This is a genomic window from Nitratireductor sp. OM-1 (assembly GCF_003296175.1).
GTDB lineage: Bacteria > Pseudomonadota > Alphaproteobacteria > Rhizobiales > Rhizobiaceae > Nitratireductor > Nitratireductor aquimarinus.
Map to the genome: position 1 here is coordinate 2,374,678 of NZ_CP029208.1, position 14,350 is coordinate 2,389,027.

A 14,350-nucleotide genomic window follows, 5' to 3' on the forward strand; every position below is an offset into this window, starting at 1 on the left:
CGCCTTTTCAAAGGTCGATGGGCAGGTCGGGCCAGAGCGGCCCGTAGCGCTCTTCTTCCTTCAGGCTCTGGCTGCCGAAATGATAGCGAAAGCCCGCGAAGACGCCGTGTGAAACCGTCTTCTCGGCGCTGCCATCGGCCTGCGCCAGCTGGTAGCGATAGCCGCCAAAGCTGCTGAACGGCAGCTCGTGCGGCCGGTAGCTCACCTCCGCGCCGAGCCCGTAGATGACCGGGTCGTCCTCGATGGTGAGAGGGCGCTCATAAGTGCCCTGAAGACCAAGGCGAAACTGATCCGTCACATAGTAGCGTGCGCCAAGCATGGTGAAGGCGCTGTCGCTCTCCTCCTGCTCGATCATCTTCCGGCGCAGACCGGCTGCGGCCAGAAGCGTGGTCTTCTCCAAAAAGAGCGCTGCCTCCAGGCCGCCGGCCGCACTGTCCACGCGTTTCCATTCATCGCCTGCGATGGCGGTTGCCGGCTTTGCGCGTTCGGTCGCCAGACTGCCGAAGGCTCCAAGCGCATAGCGCTCCGGGTCGCGATGATAGAGATGCGCCGTACCCTGCGTGCGCTGTCGCCTGTCGCCGTTCAGCTCCGAATGCCGGTGCTTCACATTGCCCTGCACGTTCCAGCCCGCGCCGATCCGTCGGTTGGCCTTCGCCGCCACGGAAACAGTCGAGCTGCGCCCGCTTTCACCGGCCACCCTGCCATCGCCATCCGACTGGCGATATTCGATCACACCCATGGTGCGCGCATGCCTGATGGAGCCGCTCTGGGCACTCCGATACCGCTCCAGCGCCTCATGCGCCAGAAGATCAGCACCGAATGCCTGGCTGGGCAGGAATGCAAAAGTGAGGATCAGAAAGAGAAAAAGAAGAACCACGCGCCCCCCGGATATAACGCGAACACACATGCTCGACTCCGGGACGTTGTTGAGGCTGTCGACTGTGCCCCAACAGGGTTAATGCGGGCTTAAGCGGCTCTACGCGCCAGCGCCTTCCAGCTTCACCTTGATCGCAAGAAGGTCATGCCATGCGAGCTTCTTGTGGGCGGGGTTGCGCAGCAGATAGGCCGGGTGCAGCGTCGGCATGGTCGGAATTTCCTGACCACCCGGCGTCTTGTGCAGCGCCCAGTTGCCGCGCATGCGCATGATGCCCGTCTGCGTGTTGAGCAGCAGCTTCGTCGAAGGGTTGCCCAGCGTCACCAGAACTTTCGGCGCGACCAACTCGATATGGCGCTCGATGAAGGGGCGGCAGATCTCCGTCTCAAGCGGAGAGGGATCGCGGTTGCCCGGCGGCCGCCACGGAATGACGTTGGAAATGTAGACCGATGTGCGGTCGAGGCCGATTGCCGCCAGCATGCGGTCGAGCAGCTTGCCGGAGCGCCCGACAAAGGGCAGGCCCTGAAGATCCTCGTCACGGCCGGGTGCTTCGCCCACAAGCATCACGGCGGCCTGCGGGTTGCCGTCTGAGAAGACGGTGTTCTTCGCGGTCGTTTTCAGATTGCAGCCATCGAAGGCGGCGAGCTGTTCGCGCAGTTCCTCCAGCGTGTTTGCACTTTTGGCGATCTCGCGTGCGCGGGCTGCCTGCGCATCGTCGGGAATGGCCGCGCGCTGCGAGCTTGGAAGGGGCGGCGCCTGGATCTGCGCTGCCGGCGCTTTCTTCTTCTGCTCCTGCGCGGCTGGCGCGCGGCGCGCGGCGCGCTTTTCCGCCTCGACCCGCGTTTCCTCAAACCGGTCGGCGGCAGATTCCAGCAGGGGTTCATCCACGCCGGCATCGGCGTAGAACGTCAGAAGCTCCCTTAGTCCTGCGGAATCCATCGTGCCCGAAATCCTGCCCGAAATCCTGATTGTCGCCGGTTGGCGTTGAAGCGGCACTTTCTCTTTCTTTGCCTGCCGTTGCAAGTTCACGAAGCGGGAATGCGTGGATCCTGCACCAGATAAAAGACCGGCTGGGGCGTCAGATCGGTCATCAGCAGGCGAAATGTGACGGAATGCCCCGCATCCACCGTACCGGACTGAAAGAGCAGTCGGTCATGGGGCTCGAATTTGCGGTCGTGGCTTTTAAAGGCGTCAGAGCCCACATGGTCACTGCCCACATTGCGCTGGTCGAACGAAAGCCCGTCACCATAGACGCTGGAAACCCCGCGCTTCTCCTGAAGTTCGAACTCGAATTCCACCCAGGGCAGATTGCTCGCATTCAGCGTTTCGATCTCGATGAAGAGATAGCCCGCGCCCGCGCGCTCGTCATATGCATAGCGCGGCGTCTCTCCGATGAGGCGAATGACCATCACCACCGCCGATGCGGTGTAGAGTTCCTGTTGAAGGATGACGGGATCGCTGCGCGAACCGCTGCCGGAAACCGCGCGGATGCGAAACCCGCCGCTCTCGTCCGAGAAGGCGTATGGCCCCGCCTGCCAGCGCCCGTCATCCCCCGGCTTCGCAGCCAGCAGGCATGCGAGCAGGGGCAGGGCGATCATGGTTGCGGCGCGAGGCAGGATAACACCTCCCTTCCTGCCGCACATTATAGCGCCATCGGTACTTTCCGCGAAATGGAATGGCGTTAGCCCAATTCAGCCGCCCAGCTCAGCCGCCCACTTGCCAGTTCGAGATCGTCTGAGAGGGATAGACCAGCTGAAGAATGTTGAGCGTGAGGTTGTCGCGGATCATCACGGCCATGAAGATCTCGGTCGCCACCACCAGAACGATGCTCAGCCATACTGGCGATATGCGGGCAACGAAGAAGCCGACAATCGTCGCGGCGGTATCGGAGAGCGAGTTCAGCACGCTGTCTCCGTAATACCCCTCCGCCAGCGCCGATTCCCGATAGCGGTTGATCACCATCGGCGTGTTTTCGGCCATCTCCCATGCCGCTTCGAGACCCACCGCCAGCGCGAGGCGAATTCCAATCGGCAGGCGTGGCGCGACAAGCCAGAGCAGCGCATAGAACAGCAGGCCGTGGAGAAAGTGCGAATAGGTGTACCAGTCGCCGATATGCTGCGAGGTTTCCGGTCCCGACGGATCCGAATACCAGAGTTTGACCGTGCCGCAGTCGCAGATGGTCGTCTGCCCCATCAGCTTCAGAAACAGCGCCTGTATCGCCAGAATACCGAGAACGCAGAACGCGGTGATCGCAACCGGTCTTTGCCGATATGCTCTCAGAAGCGCATTTTCACTCGCATTCACGCGCACGATCTCCTTCTCAATTGGAGCATCGGGCTCAATTCGGAACATCCAGCTGACAGCCGGATTGCATTCTTGCCTGACGCTCTCGAAACCGCGCGACACTGATGGGATTCGGGAAGGCTGGCAAACAGGAATTGCCGACCACCAGATTGCCCAATATTTACGTTTACGTTAAAGTAAGTTTTGTGCTTGCAGCAATCAGGAATGGGTTGATGCAACTTCTCTGGTTTCGATAGGGGCGCGGATGCGCTATAGCCCGGCGTTGAAACCGTTATGCGGGGCTGATTTGTATCCGGTCCGCACCGGCCCATATTCGGGTCGAAACCATGGTGCGCTAGAGAAAAAGACTGCGGAGGGTTAAATGAGCGAGATGGAACGCGAAAGCATGGAATTCGATGTGGTCATCGTCGGCGCAGGGCCGGCAGGACTGGCCGCATCCATCAGGCTCAAGCAGCTCGATCCCGAGCTTTCCATCGTCGTGCTCGAAAAGGGCGGTGAGGTTGGCGCGCACATCCTGTCGGGCGCTGTTGTCGATCCCATCGGCATCGACCGCCTGCTTCCCGACTGGCGTGAAGATCCTGACCACCCGTTCAAGACGCCGGTCACCGACGATCAGTTTCTGGTGCTGGGGCCGGCAGGCTCCATCCGCCTGCCCAATTTCCTCATGCCGCCGCTCATGAACAATCACGGCAATTACGCCGTGTCGCTGGGCAATGTGTGCCGCTGGCTCGCCGGCCATGCCGAGGCGCTTGGCGTCGAAATCTATCCGGGCTTCGCCGCAGCCGAAGTTCTCTACAATGACGAAGGCGCAGTCATCGGCGTCGCCACGGGCGACATGGGCGTCGAGCGTGATGGCTCGCACGGTCCCAACTACCAGCCGGGCATGGCGCTTCTGGGCAAATATGTGCTGATCGGTGAGGGCGTGCGCGGCTCGCTCGCCAAGCAGCTCATCGCCCGGTTCGGTCTCGACGAAGAGCGTGAGCCGCAGAAGTTCGGCATCGGCCTCAAGGAGCTCTGGGAGGTCAAGCCGGAGAACCACAAGCCCGGTCTCGTCCAGCACTCCTTTGGCTGGCCACTCGACATGAAAACCGGCGGCGGTTCCTTCCTCTACCATCTGGAAAACAACCAGGTGGCGGTCGGTTTCGTGGTTCACCTGAACTACAAGAACCCCTTCCTCTCGCCGTTTCAGGAGTTCCAGCGCTTCAAGACGCATCCGGCCATTCGCGACACGTTCGAGGGCGGCAAGCGCCTCTCCTATGGCGCGCGCGCCATCACCGAGGGCGGCTGGCAGTCCGTGCCCAAGCTCGTCTTCCCGGGCGGCGCGCTCATCGGCTGTTCCGCAGGCTTCGTCAACGTGCCGCGCATCAAGGGCTCGCACAATGCTGTTCTGTCCAGCATGCTCGCCGCCGAACACGTTGTCGAGGCGCTCGGGGCAGGGCGCACCAATGACACGCTTGAAGGCTATGAGGCCGCCTGGCGCGCCTCCGACATCGGCAAGGACCTGAAGAAGGTCCGCAACGTCAAGCCGCTCTGGTCGCGCTTCGGCACGCTTCTGGGCGTCGGCATCGGCGGTCTCGACATGTGGCTGAACTCGCTGTTCGGCGTTTCGCCCTTCGGCACGATGAAGCACGGCAAGACCGATGCCGCCTCGCTTGAGCCGGCCGCGAAACACGCGCCCATCGATTACCCCAAGCCCGATGGTGTTCTCACCTTCGACCGTCTCTCCTCGGTCTTCCTGTCCAACACCAACCATGAGGAAGAGCAACCCGTTCATCTTCAGGTGAAGGACATGGAGCTGCAGAAGACTTCGGAATACGGCGTCTTTGCCGGCCCGTCCTCGCGCTATTGCCCGGCGGGCGTCTATGAATGGGTGGATGCCGACGGCAACGCGCTGACCGATGGCAGCGATGTGGCTGACGCGCGTTTTGTCATCAACGCGCAGAACTGCGTCCACTGCAAAACCTGCGATATCAAGGACCCGAACCAGAACATCAACTGGGTGCCGCCGCAGGGTGGCGAAGGGCCCGTCTACACCGGGATGTAACCGCATTGTCCGATCATGAAACCGGCGCCGCCGAAGCCAGCCCCGTCGATGAAGAGGCGCTGGCCGAAGCCTATAATCGCGCGCTTGCACTGGAAAAGGCGGGCGATCTCGACGCCGCCGCCGAGGCCTACAGGGAAGTTCTGGCGCTGGATCCCGCCGATCATGGCGGGGCAGCCGTGCGGCTCGCCAGCATGGGGCGCGGCGAAACGCCGACACGCGCCTCGGAGGCCTATGTCGCGACGCTGTTCGACCAGCACGCCGGTGAATTCGAAAGCATCCTCGTAGACCAGCTCGGCTACGATGTGCCCGCACTTGTGCGTCAGGCGCTGGAAGAGATCGCGCCCGGCCCCTATGAGCGCATGCTCGATCTTGGCTGCGGTACCGGCCTTGCCGGCGAGGTGCTGCGCGATATGGCGGCCCACATCACCGGCGTCGATCTCTCCGAAACAATGATCGAGGTCACCGACGAGAAAGAGCTCTACGACGCCCTCTATGTGGGCGATGCGGTGGACTTTCTGCAGCATGCGGATGTCGAACCCTTCGACCTGATCACGGCGACGGATGTTCTGCCTTATCTCGGTGAGCTGGAAGCCTTCTTCGAAGGCGCTGCGGAACTCGCCACAGAGGGTGCGGTTCTGGCTTTCTCAAGCGAGACCCTGCCGGACGAAACGCTTGCCGGCCGCCCCTTCATGGTCGGCCCGCATCAGCGCTTTGCCCATGCGCAGGCCTATCTCGGCAAAATGCTTGCCGATCACGGCTTTTCCGGTCTGGCGATTGGCGACATCGTGGTGCGGCATGAAATGGGCCAGCCGGTGCCGGGGCATCTGGTCATCGCCCGCAAGCAGAAAGCCGATTAGCGCACCGTGCTTTCCAACAGGTTAGGGTGTCATTTGTGCGTCCGGATGGACGCACGGCGCTCTAACCGGCGTTCTGCGCCAGCTTTACCTCAAGGGTGTTCTGTTCGGCGTCAGGCATGATGCCGAATTCGAACAGGACGGGCAGGTGGTCGGAACCGGCATCCTGCGGCCTCGAGATGGCAATCGGCACGATCCGTCCCTTGCTGAACACATGGTCGATGGGCAGGCCGGCAGCCCGGCGAACGGGCTCGGGCACCAGACGTTTCAGCCAGGTCGGGCCAACGCCCGGCACAAGATCCAGCTCACCGGCAGCCGCAACACGATGCGCCGTAGCGCTCCACGGCGCTGCGTTCAGATCGCCGGCAAGGATCGCCGTCTTGCCGAGCCGTTGCAGAACCGGCGTCACGCGCTCCACCTGGCGATGCTGTTCATAAGGCCAGGGCCAGCCGAGATGCAGCGCGGCGATCTCCACCGGATCCGCACCAAGGCGCACCGTCGCCACGGCCATTGAGCCGCGGTCGTAGCACGCATAGGCGGATGAGCTGGCAAAGGGGCGGCGGGAGAGAATGGCAACGCCGCCGATCCGGGCCGGCGGCGGGCAGATCACGCGGTAGGGGTAGGTGGCTTCAAGGAACTTCAGTTCCTCCACCCACATGCTCGAAACCTCGTTCAGCGTCACGATGTCCGGCCGGGTCTGGCCGATCAGTGAAAACACCTGTTTTGGGGTGGGGTTGTCGTAGCGCAGATTCATCTGGAGCAGCCGGTAGCGCGCAGCCGGCATGTCGGCGGCTTCGGCTTTGGCCGTTCCTGCCGCATTCTGTCCCGGCAAAAGCGTGGCGCTCAGGGCTGCAAGGCCGAGCACGGTTCCTGCCGCACCGATCTGCCGCCAGCCCCGTATGAAGATCAGAGGCAGGGAGAGAATGGCGATCAGCACCGCCAGATGCATCCGGAAATGCGCCATGGCGTCGAAGGCCGGGTGCAGCCGGCCCCAATAGCCGGCCACGAGAGGCACCGAAATCAGAACCGCGCCGATTGCCAGAATTGCCGGCAGTGCGGATGCGGTTCTGCTCTTCTTCATCTCTCGCGCCTTGTTTGCTGCGTGTCCCTTGAGATACGCGGGCTAGCCGTTCTTTTGGGCTATTGGAAGGCGGTTTCGAAAAAGCTTCTCAGCTTGCGCGAATGGAGCCGTTCTGGCGGCATTTCCGCAAGTTTCTCGACCGCCCGCATGCCGATCTTGAGATGCTGGGAGACCTGCCGCTTGTAAAAGTCGGTGGCCATGCCCGGCAGCTTCAGTTCGCCATGAAGCGGCTTGTCCGAAACGCAAAGCAGCGTGCCGTAGGGCACGCGGAAGCGGAAGCCATTGGCCGCGATGGTGGCCGATTCCATATCCAGCGCAATCGCCCGCGACTGCGAGAGCCGCTGCACGGGGCCGCGCTGTTCGCGCAGTTCCCAGTTGCGGTTGTCGATGGTCGCCACCGTGCCGGTGCGCATGATGCGCTTCAGCTCATAGCCGGAAAGGCCGGTGGTCTCCGCCACCGCTTCCTGCAACGCAACCTGCACCTCTGCAAGTGCGGGCAGCGGCACCCACACCGGCAGATCGTCGTCAAGCACATGGTCTTCGCGCACATAGGCATGCGCCAGAACGTAATCGCCCAGCGCCTGCGAGTTTCTGAGCCCCGCGCAATGGCCGAGCATCAGCCAGGCATGCGGGCGCAGAACCGCCACATGGTCGGTGATCGTCTTGGCGTTGGAGGGGCCGACGCCGATGTTCACCATGGTGATGCCGGCGTGACCGTCACGCTTCAGATGATAGGCGGGCATCTGCGGCAGACGCGCCGGCGTGCTGGCCGAAGGGCTCGTCTCGCCGGCCTTGGTGATCACATTGCCGGGCTCCACGAAGGCCGTGTAGCCCTTGCCGCCTTCGGCCATCATCTCGCGGGCGAGGGCGCAGAACTCGTCAATGTAGAACTGATAGTTCGTGAACAGCACGAAGTTCTGGAAATGCGCAGGCGCCGTCGCCGTATAGTGCGACAGCCGGTGCAGCGAATAGTCGACACGCTGCGCCGTGAACGGGGCCAGCGGTTCCGGTTCTCCTGCCGGCGTCTCATGGGTGCCGTTGACGATGTGGTCATCGGTGGCGTTCAGATCCGGCACGTCGAACAGATCGCGCAGTGGCCGTTTCAGCCGGTCGGCGATGGAGCCTTCCACATAGGTGTCCTGCAGGAAGGCGAAGTGCAGCGGGATCGGCGTTTCCGATTCCGACACGGTCACCGGCACGCCGTGATTGCGGATCACCAGGCTCAGCTGGTCGATCAGATAATCGTCGAAAAGGTCGGGCCGGGTGATCGTGGTCGCATAGACACCGGGTGCCGCCACATGGCCATAGGCCAGCCGCGTGTCGATCTGGGCGTAGGTGGCGGTGGCGAGGCTGACTTCGGGATAGAAGGCGCGGAAGCGGCAATCGCTCTCGCCTTCTTTGGAAACCTGCGCAAACGCATCGCGCAGGAATGCGGTGTTGCGCTCATAGAGCGCTTTCAACGCCGCGACGGCTTCGCGGGCATCGGTAAAGCTCTTCCGGGCGTAGGGCTCCGGACTTGAAATCGTCTGAATGGGCTGAGGATAGATTCTATGTTCCATGGCCTTTTATATGGATTTTCCCGGTCTTCTCAAGGCCCGGTTGCGGCATCCATGGTCTGCTCGCGCACTTCCAGCTGGTGGGGGAAGCTCTCCTAGCGCGAGCGTTGCAGGCTGACCATCAGAACGAGACCGGCGCCACTCGACCTGTCATAACGCCCTTCGATGATGTTTTCATCACCGGCGCGCACATTCTGGACCGCCAGAAGCGGCGAGCCGATCAGCATCGCGAACATCAGTCCCTTGGCCATATGTGTCATTGTCTGCAACATCACCAACCCCACTTCTTTTCTGCTCAGCGCCGCACCGTCTGGCCGCAAAACGCGTTCTCATCCGTCATGCAGGCGAAAGGCCTGCCACCCTGCCAGCGGTCGGAAGACCGGCCGGCCTCTGCAACGAGGATCGCCAGGCCCATGCCGAACAGGGCTGCAATCAGGCAGACAATCGAAAAACGGCGTATCAGCATCGGGCTCTTCCTCTTTGTTGCCATCAATGTGGCAGGGGACGGCTGAACCGATACTGATGGGGGCATTCATCCGGCGTTCAGCAGCGTTAACACGGCGGTTAACACCCGATGACAGATCGTTTATCGGCGCGTGTGTTGCAAAACGGGCGGGCGGTGCTTACCTGCCCCAATGTCGCCACGATCCTCCCCCGACCGCGTGGCTCTGAACCCTTGGAGGCAGACAAGCATGACCACCCAGATCAAGCCGATTGAACTTCATTACTGGCCGACACCAAACGGCTGGAAAGTCACCATCTTTCTTGAAGAGACCGGACTTCCCTATGCCGTGCACTATGTGAACATCGGCAAGGGCGAGCAGTTCGAGCCGTCCTTCCTGAAGATCGCACCGAACAACCGCATGCCCGCCATCATCGATCCCGAAGGCCCGGGCGGCGAGCCCATCTCCGTTTTCGAGTCGGGCGCGATCCTGCAATATCTTGGCCGCAAGACGGGCAAGTTCTATCCCACGGACGAGCGCGCCCGCGTGGAAGTCGATCAGTGGCTGTTCTGGCAGATGGGCGGTCTTGGCCCGATGGCCGGTCAGGCGCACCATTTCCGCAAATATGCGCCCGAGAAAGTGCCTTACGGCATCGAGCGCTACACCAATGAGGTCAACCGCCTTTACGGCGTGATGGATCGTCGTCTTGCCGACCGCGCCTATCTGGCGGGCGATGAGTACACGATTGCAGACATGGCCTGCGTTGGCTGGATCAAGCCCCATGAGCAGCAGGGGCAGGACCTCAACGACTTCCCGAACCTGAAGCGCTGGTTCGAAACCGTCATGGCCCGGCCGGCGGTCATTCGCGCGCTCGAGGTTGGTCAGACGCATCGCAGCAATCTGGCCGAGGACAAGGAGGCCCAGAAGGTTCTCTTTGGTCAGCGCGCAAGCTGATCCCTGTCCGGAATGCAAAAAGCGGGCGATCCCGGTCGCCCGCTTTTCTTTATCGTCAGCCCAATCTCAGACGTTAGCCAAGCCTGATCAGCAGTATGGCCAGGATCAGAATGCCTACGCCCACCCAGCTTGTCAGGTTGAGGCGCTGGCCGAAAACGAGCCAAACGGCGATGGCCGTTCCCAGGATCGAAAGCACGCCCCACACTGCATAGGCGATGAAAAGATCCATGCCGGTGACGGCCAGTGCGAGCAGCGCGAACGCCGCCATGATCAGAAGAACTGCCGCAACGCCCCAGCCTCTGCGGGCAAAGCCGTTCGATTTTTCCAGCGCCAGATTGGCCATGATGTCGAGCGCCACCGAGCCGAGCACATATCCCATATAGATGGTCATCGCTTCTGCTCCTGCTGGTGGTGGCCATAATTGATTATAACAATACCCAGCAGCGCCACGCCGATGCCGACCGCCTGCATGGTCGAGATGCTCTCATCCAGCAGATAGAGCGATGCAAGCGCGATCAGGATCATGCCGAGCCCTTCCCAGAAGGCGTTGGCCAGCGCCACCGGTATGCGCAGCGTCGCTTTGCCCAGAAAGAGATAGGCCATGGCGACCATGAAGATTGCGGCAAGCGTCCCCTGAGCCAGCTGGCCCGCGGACACCAGGAATTTCATCAGTGTGGTCCCGACAACTTCTGCGGAGACCGCAGCGATCAGATAGAACCAGTGCAATTTCGTCCTCGTGATGTAAGATCAAATTTAATGTCACTTGATTGAGATATACGCCTTTTCGACGTATGAGAAATCGCTGAGTGACAAGAATTTTGACGAAAGGCCGTTCCAATGCGGCTCGACTACCTGGAATATTTTGAGGCTGCGGCGCGAACCGGCTCCATTTCGGGCGCAGCGGTGCAGCTGGGCCGCAACCGTTCCACGGTCAGCATGGCCATTGCCGCGCTGGAGGATGAGCTGGGTGCGGAGCTTTTCGTGCGGCGCGGCAACAGCCTCACCCTGTCGCCGGTCGGCGAGCATATTCTGGACGACTGCGCCCGTATCATCGCGCTTTCCAACAGCATCATCGAGCGTTGTGCGCGCGGCGAGGAGACTGCGGGCCAGGAGTTGCGGATCGGTCGCGACGACGTGCTTTCGGAAAATTTTTGGCGCCACGTAATCCGCTCCATCAGACGCGCGCGGCCGGATGTGCGCCTGAGCATGCGTTACGCGGAAAGCGACGTGCTGCCGGAACTGGTGCGCGAGGGGCAGCTGGACATTGCCTATTTCATCGCTTCAGGCCGGTCCGGCCCCGCCAGCGGGCTTTACAGCCGTGTCATCGCGCGGATTGGCATGCGCATGATGGTCGCGCGTGGTCACCCGCTCGCCGCGATGAGCTATGTCGCCGATGCGGATCTCTCCATCCTGCCGCAGATCACCTATCTCGACAGCACGCAGCATGAGCGCTTCCACCTCGACGCCATGGGCAGCGAGCGGATTGCGCTGAGTAGTTTTGAACTCGGCAAGGATGCGATCTGTGACGGTCTGGGCTGGGGCTATGTGCCCGAATCCCTGCTGTCGGAAGAAGACTACGCGCAGCTCGGCCAGATCAATCATGGTCTGGGCGCTGCGTGGTATCCCTATTTCGTCTGCAGTCGCGAGCCGCTGGCCGCCAAGGGGCAGGCGAGGGAGCCGCTACAGTCGCGCGCGCACGACATCATTCTTACACAGATGCGTAGCGATGGGCTGATTGCGGATTGAACCTCCATGCACCCGCAGGGATAAGGCGCATGGAGGCATTGAGCTGGAGGCTTACGCCTGACCCTAGAGCGTTCCCACTTTTCCTGGAATTGCCCTAGATGCGGGACCAGGTCTGGTTGCGGCAGATCAGGCCGCCGAGAACGCAGCCACCCATCTTCAGATTGTTGCCGGTGAGGGTGCCCTTGCCGGAATAGGTCTTGTCCTTGGCTGGGTCGGTGATCTTGCCGGTGTACTTGTTGGTGCCCGCTGCCTGAAACGTGCCGATCTTCTTGCCGGCGAACTTTCCACTTTTCAGCGTGATGCAATAGGAGCCGCCGCAGGGGGCAATCTGCGCAGTCGCGCCCGATTCCGTTTTCCAGTTCCCCTCGATCGGGTCGGCCATGGCGACACCGCCGGCAAGCAGCAGGGCCGCACCGCCCAGAAAGAGTTTGCCAATCATCATTCTTCCTCCCAATGACGTTGCGGCTGTAAGCTTACGCGAACGTAAACGTAATACAACCTCTTTCTGAACGGGCTTTTGAAAGCCCCTGCCGCATGAGGGGCAGGGGTTTCTCTCTCAGTCGACGCCGTAGATCTTCGCCACGTCATCCAGCATGCGCTCTGCCGCGAGGATGCCGCCAGCCGTGTTCCAGATCACGTCATCAACGGCATGAACCGAGCCAGCCTGCACGGCCTTCAGGCTCTGCCAGAGCGGATCGCTGGCAATGTCGCGCGAAAGCGCGGTGGCCTTTCCGTCACCGGATTCATAGGTGAAATGCACCAGCCGGTCGCCATCCATGTCGGGAATGCTCTCCTTGCCGACCTTAAGCACGAAGCTGTCTTCCTGCTGGAGTTCAGGCCGCGCAATGCCGAGGCGGGCAAGCACATCGCCTGAAAAACTGTCTCTCTGGTAGATGCGGATCTGTCCGGGCATGAAGCGAATGACGGAAAGCGTCTCGTCCTTCTGCGCGCCAAGCGCGTCGGACAGTTCAGCCACACGCTTGTCGAAGGCCGCAAGCACCGCAGCCCCTTCGTCCTTCTTGCCAAGCGCTTCGGCATAGAGTTCGAAATTCTTGCGCCAGTCGCCCCTGAGACGGTTGGACAGCACGGTGGGCGCAATCGCCGAGAGCTGGTCGTATACGCCCTCATGACGCTGGCGGTTGCCGAGGATCAGGTCCGGCTCCAGCGCCGCGATCTGCTCCAGATTGACCGCACGCTCCTCGCCAAGCGGCTCCACGCCGTCAAGCCAGTCGGCCACATGCGCATACCAGACGGAGCCACGCGCATTGACTGCGCGTCCATTGGCGGCGCCCACCGGTTTGATGCCCAGTGCGAGAACCGCCTCCGTTCCCTCGGTGGTCAGCACCACGATGCGCTGAGGGTTGTCGGGCGTCGTCGTTCTGCCCATGGCATGCTGCACATTGCCGGCCAGAGCGGCTCCGCTCACGGCGGACAGGGCAAGGGTCAAAAGGGGAATAAGCAATCGTTTCATGAAAAATCTCGTCTGAAAATGAGAAAAATCCCCAAAACGGGGAGGGTGGGACGGCCCGTCACTGGCAGGCCGTTCCGGTCTTGATCAACGAAGCCCGTAAAGGCGGGCAAGATCGTCGAGCATCAGGTTCGCGGCCAGAACGCCTCCGGCCGTATTCCAGATCGTGTCATCCACCTGGTGAACCTTGCCCGCTTTCACGGCTGAAAGCGTCTGCCACAGCGGATCGGCCAGCACCTCTTCAGAAAGTCTGGTCGCGTCGCCATCGCCGGGTTCATAGGTGAAGTAGAAAATGCGGTCGCCATCCATGTCCGGAATGCTTTCCTTTCCGGCCTTCAGCATGAAGTTGTCCACGTCCTGATTTTCAGGGCGCTGAAACCCGACCCTGTCGAGGATGAAGCCGGAAAAACTGTCCTTCTGGTAGATGCGGATGTGGCCGGGCATGAAGCGGATCACGGAGACTTTCTCATCCACCGCTTCGCCCAGATCATTTCTCAGGGACGAGACCTTCGCGTCGAAGTCCTCAAGCACCTTCTCGCCGGCTTCCTGCCGGTTCAGCGCCTTCGCCCAGAGTTCGAAATTCTCGCGCCAGTCGCCGCGCAGGCGCTCCGAAACAACGGTCGGGGCGATGGCGGAAAGCTGCTCGAAAATTCCTTCGTGACGGATCCTGGTGCCCAGAATGAGGTCTGGCTCAAGTGCAGCGATCAGTTCCAGATTGACGGCGCTCTCCTTGCCGACCGGCTCCACGCCCTCCATCTGGTCCGCGATATGGGCATACCAGGGATCGCCATTCCAGGAATTCGCCGCGCCCACGGGCTTCACGCCCAGCGCCAGCAGGGCTTCCGTGCCTTCATTGGTCAGCACGATCACGCGCTGCGGAGCGTCGGGCACCGTGGCCGTTCCCATGGCGTGCTCGATCCCGGCAGCGCCTGCCGCCGCCGTGAACAACGCCATCAGCATGGCCGGTAAGAGGGGAAGGACGCGCATGATCTGTCTCCTGATTTGACGCGGTGGCTGTCTTGCCGG

At 61.7% G+C, this 14,350-nt stretch carries 17 protein-coding genes; 4 read left to right on the plus strand and 13 right to left on the minus strand.

Features of this window, described 5'->3' with window-relative positions:
* Positions 1 to 7: 7 nt before the first annotated feature.
* The 4 genes from DEJ54_RS11150 to DEJ54_RS11165 all read right to left on the minus strand — a co-directional run bounded on the left by DEJ54_RS11150 (position 8) and on the right by DEJ54_RS11165 (position 3,178).
* Positions 8 to 877, minus strand: a complete 870-nt coding sequence (locus DEJ54_RS11150; protein ID WP_113154627.1) for a hypothetical protein — start codon at positions 875 to 877, stop codon at positions 8 to 10.
* Positions 878 to 976: 99 nt separating this feature from the next.
* Positions 977 to 1,813, minus strand: coding sequence for a uracil-DNA glycosylase family protein (locus DEJ54_RS11155; protein ID WP_113154628.1), 837 nt, complete (start codon positions 1,811 to 1,813; stop codon positions 977 to 979).
* 86 nt (positions 1,814 to 1,899) lie between these two features.
* Positions 1,900 to 2,472 carry a hypothetical protein gene (locus DEJ54_RS11160; protein ID WP_113154629.1) on the minus strand — a complete coding sequence of 191 codons (573 nt, stop codon included), beginning with the start codon at positions 2,470 to 2,472 and terminating at the stop codon, positions 1,900 to 1,902.
* A 106-nt stretch (positions 2,473 to 2,578) separates the two neighbouring features.
* On the minus strand, positions 2,579 to 3,178 hold the full coding sequence (locus tag DEJ54_RS11165) for a DUF2585 family protein (RefSeq protein WP_245447508.1): 600 nt from the start codon (positions 3,176 to 3,178) through the stop codon (positions 2,579 to 2,581).
* A 361-nt stretch (positions 3,179 to 3,539) separates the two neighbouring features.
* On the opposite strand from DEJ54_RS11165, the gene DEJ54_RS11170 reads away from it, so the two are divergent.
* Entirely contained in the window at positions 3,540 to 5,222 is a 1,683-nt protein-coding gene (locus tag DEJ54_RS11170) for an electron transfer flavoprotein-ubiquinone oxidoreductase (protein WP_113154630.1), read from the plus strand.
* A gap of 5 nt (positions 5,223 to 5,227) precedes the next feature.
* Positions 5,228 to 6,079 (plus strand): methyltransferase, encoded by an 852-nt coding sequence (locus DEJ54_RS11175; protein ID WP_113154631.1) that lies wholly within the window; start codon positions 5,228 to 5,230, stop codon positions 6,077 to 6,079.
* 61 nt (positions 6,080 to 6,140) lie between these two features.
* Here DEJ54_RS11175 and DEJ54_RS11180 read toward each other — a convergent pair whose 3' ends face one another.
* The 4 genes from DEJ54_RS11180 to DEJ54_RS23365 form a co-directional block, all read right to left on the minus strand.
* The gene (locus DEJ54_RS11180; RefSeq protein WP_113154632.1) at positions 6,141 to 7,157 is read right to left on the minus strand and encodes an endonuclease/exonuclease/phosphatase family protein; all 1,017 of its coding nucleotides are present in this window, start codon (positions 7,155 to 7,157) and stop codon (positions 6,141 to 6,143) included.
* Positions 7,158 to 7,216: 59 nt separating this feature from the next.
* Positions 7,217 to 8,716 (minus strand): AMP nucleosidase, encoded by a 1,500-nt coding sequence (locus DEJ54_RS11185; protein WP_113154633.1) that lies wholly within the window; start codon positions 8,714 to 8,716, stop codon positions 7,217 to 7,219.
* Between the two features lie 92 nt (positions 8,717 to 8,808).
* Positions 8,809 to 8,985: a hypothetical protein gene (locus DEJ54_RS23170; protein WP_162742260.1), complete on the minus strand. Its 177-nt coding sequence runs from the start codon at positions 8,983 to 8,985 to the stop codon at positions 8,809 to 8,811.
* Positions 8,986 to 9,008: 23 nt separating this feature from the next.
* Complete coding sequence (locus DEJ54_RS23365) at positions 9,009 to 9,179, minus strand: hypothetical protein (RefSeq protein ID WP_204360796.1); 171 nt, start codon at positions 9,177 to 9,179, stop codon at positions 9,009 to 9,011.
* Between the two features lie 226 nt (positions 9,180 to 9,405).
* Here DEJ54_RS23365 and DEJ54_RS11190 point away from each other — a divergent pair, with 226 nt between their 5' ends.
* The gene (locus DEJ54_RS11190; protein WP_113154634.1) at positions 9,406 to 10,110 is read left to right on the plus strand and encodes a glutathione S-transferase family protein; all 705 of its coding nucleotides are present in this window, start codon (positions 9,406 to 9,408) and stop codon (positions 10,108 to 10,110) included.
* 73 nt (positions 10,111 to 10,183) lie between these two features.
* On the opposite strand, the gene DEJ54_RS11195 is transcribed toward DEJ54_RS11190, so the two are convergent.
* Both DEJ54_RS11195 and DEJ54_RS11200 read right to left on the minus strand, forming a co-directional pair.
* On the minus strand, positions 10,184 to 10,501 hold the full coding sequence (locus DEJ54_RS11195; protein WP_113154635.1) for an SMR family transporter: 318 nt from the start codon (positions 10,499 to 10,501) through the stop codon (positions 10,184 to 10,186).
* The gene (locus tag DEJ54_RS11200; protein ID WP_113154636.1) at positions 10,498 to 10,836 is read right to left on the minus strand and encodes a multidrug efflux SMR transporter; all 339 of its coding nucleotides are present in this window, start codon (positions 10,834 to 10,836) and stop codon (positions 10,498 to 10,500) included. Before DEJ54_RS11200 ends, DEJ54_RS11195 begins: the two co-directional genes overlap by 4 nt.
* Positions 10,837 to 10,947: 111 nt before the next feature.
* Here DEJ54_RS11200 and DEJ54_RS11205 point away from each other — a divergent pair, with 111 nt between their 5' ends.
* Positions 10,948 to 11,856 (plus strand): LysR family transcriptional regulator, encoded by a 909-nt coding sequence (locus DEJ54_RS11205; RefSeq protein ID WP_113154637.1) that lies wholly within the window; start codon positions 10,948 to 10,950, stop codon positions 11,854 to 11,856.
* Positions 11,857 to 11,950: 94 nt separating this feature from the next.
* On the opposite strand, the gene DEJ54_RS11210 is transcribed toward DEJ54_RS11205, so the two are convergent.
* The 3 genes from DEJ54_RS11210 to DEJ54_RS11220 form a co-directional block, all read right to left on the minus strand.
* On the minus strand, positions 11,951 to 12,295 hold the full coding sequence (locus tag DEJ54_RS11210; protein WP_113156231.1) for a DUF2147 domain-containing protein: 345 nt from the start codon (positions 12,293 to 12,295) through the stop codon (positions 11,951 to 11,953).
* Between the two features lie 117 nt (positions 12,296 to 12,412).
* Positions 12,413 to 13,327 carry an ABC transporter substrate-binding protein gene (locus DEJ54_RS11215; RefSeq protein WP_113154638.1) on the minus strand — a complete coding sequence of 305 codons (915 nt, stop codon included), beginning with the start codon at positions 13,325 to 13,327 and terminating at the stop codon, positions 12,413 to 12,415.
* An 84-nt stretch (positions 13,328 to 13,411) separates the two neighbouring features.
* On the minus strand, positions 13,412 to 14,311 hold the full coding sequence (locus DEJ54_RS11220; RefSeq protein ID WP_113154639.1) for an ABC transporter substrate-binding protein: 900 nt from the start codon (positions 14,309 to 14,311) through the stop codon (positions 13,412 to 13,414).
* Positions 14,312 to 14,350: the final 39 nt, after the last annotated feature.

Excerpts from the sequence above, each read along its gene's own strand:
- DEJ54_RS11170 (WP_113154630.1), top strand. The coding sequence starts at position 3,540 with ATGAGCGAGATGGAACGCGAAAGCATGGAATTCGATGTGGTCATCGTC.
- DEJ54_RS23170 (WP_162742260.1), bottom strand. The coding sequence starts at position 8,985 with ATGTTGCAGACAATGACACATATGGCCAAGGGACTGATGTTCGCGATG.
- DEJ54_RS11205 (WP_113154637.1), top strand. The coding sequence starts at position 10,948 with ATGCGGCTCGACTACCTGGAATATTTTGAGGCTGCGGCGCGAACCGGC.
- DEJ54_RS11155 (WP_113154628.1), bottom strand. The coding sequence starts at position 1,813 with ATGGATTCCGCAGGACTAAGGGAGCTTCTGACGTTCTACGCCGATGCC.
- DEJ54_RS11210 (WP_113156231.1), bottom strand. The coding sequence starts at position 12,295 with ATGATTGGCAAACTCTTTCTGGGCGGTGCGGCCCTGCTGCTTGCCGGC.
- DEJ54_RS11180 (WP_113154632.1), bottom strand. The coding sequence starts at position 7,157 with ATGAAGAAGAGCAGAACCGCATCCGCACTGCCGGCAATTCTGGCAATC.
- DEJ54_RS11185 (WP_113154633.1), bottom strand. The coding sequence starts at position 8,716 with ATGGAACATAGAATCTATCCTCAGCCCATTCAGACGATTTCAAGTCCG.
- DEJ54_RS11220 (WP_113154639.1), bottom strand. The coding sequence starts at position 14,311 with ATGCGCGTCCTTCCCCTCTTACCGGCCATGCTGATGGCGTTGTTCACG.
- DEJ54_RS23365 (WP_204360796.1), bottom strand. The coding sequence starts at position 9,179 with ATGCTGATACGCCGTTTTTCGATTGTCTGCCTGATTGCAGCCCTGTTC.
- DEJ54_RS11195 (WP_113154635.1), bottom strand. The coding sequence starts at position 10,501 with ATGACCATCTATATGGGATATGTGCTCGGCTCGGTGGCGCTCGACATC.
- DEJ54_RS11215 (WP_113154638.1), bottom strand. The coding sequence starts at position 13,327 with ATGAAACGATTGCTTATTCCCCTTTTGACCCTTGCCCTGTCCGCCGTG.
- DEJ54_RS11190 (WP_113154634.1), top strand. The coding sequence starts at position 9,406 with ATGACCACCCAGATCAAGCCGATTGAACTTCATTACTGGCCGACACCA.
- DEJ54_RS11160 (WP_113154629.1), bottom strand. The coding sequence starts at position 2,472 with ATGATCGCCCTGCCCCTGCTCGCATGCCTGCTGGCTGCGAAGCCGGGG.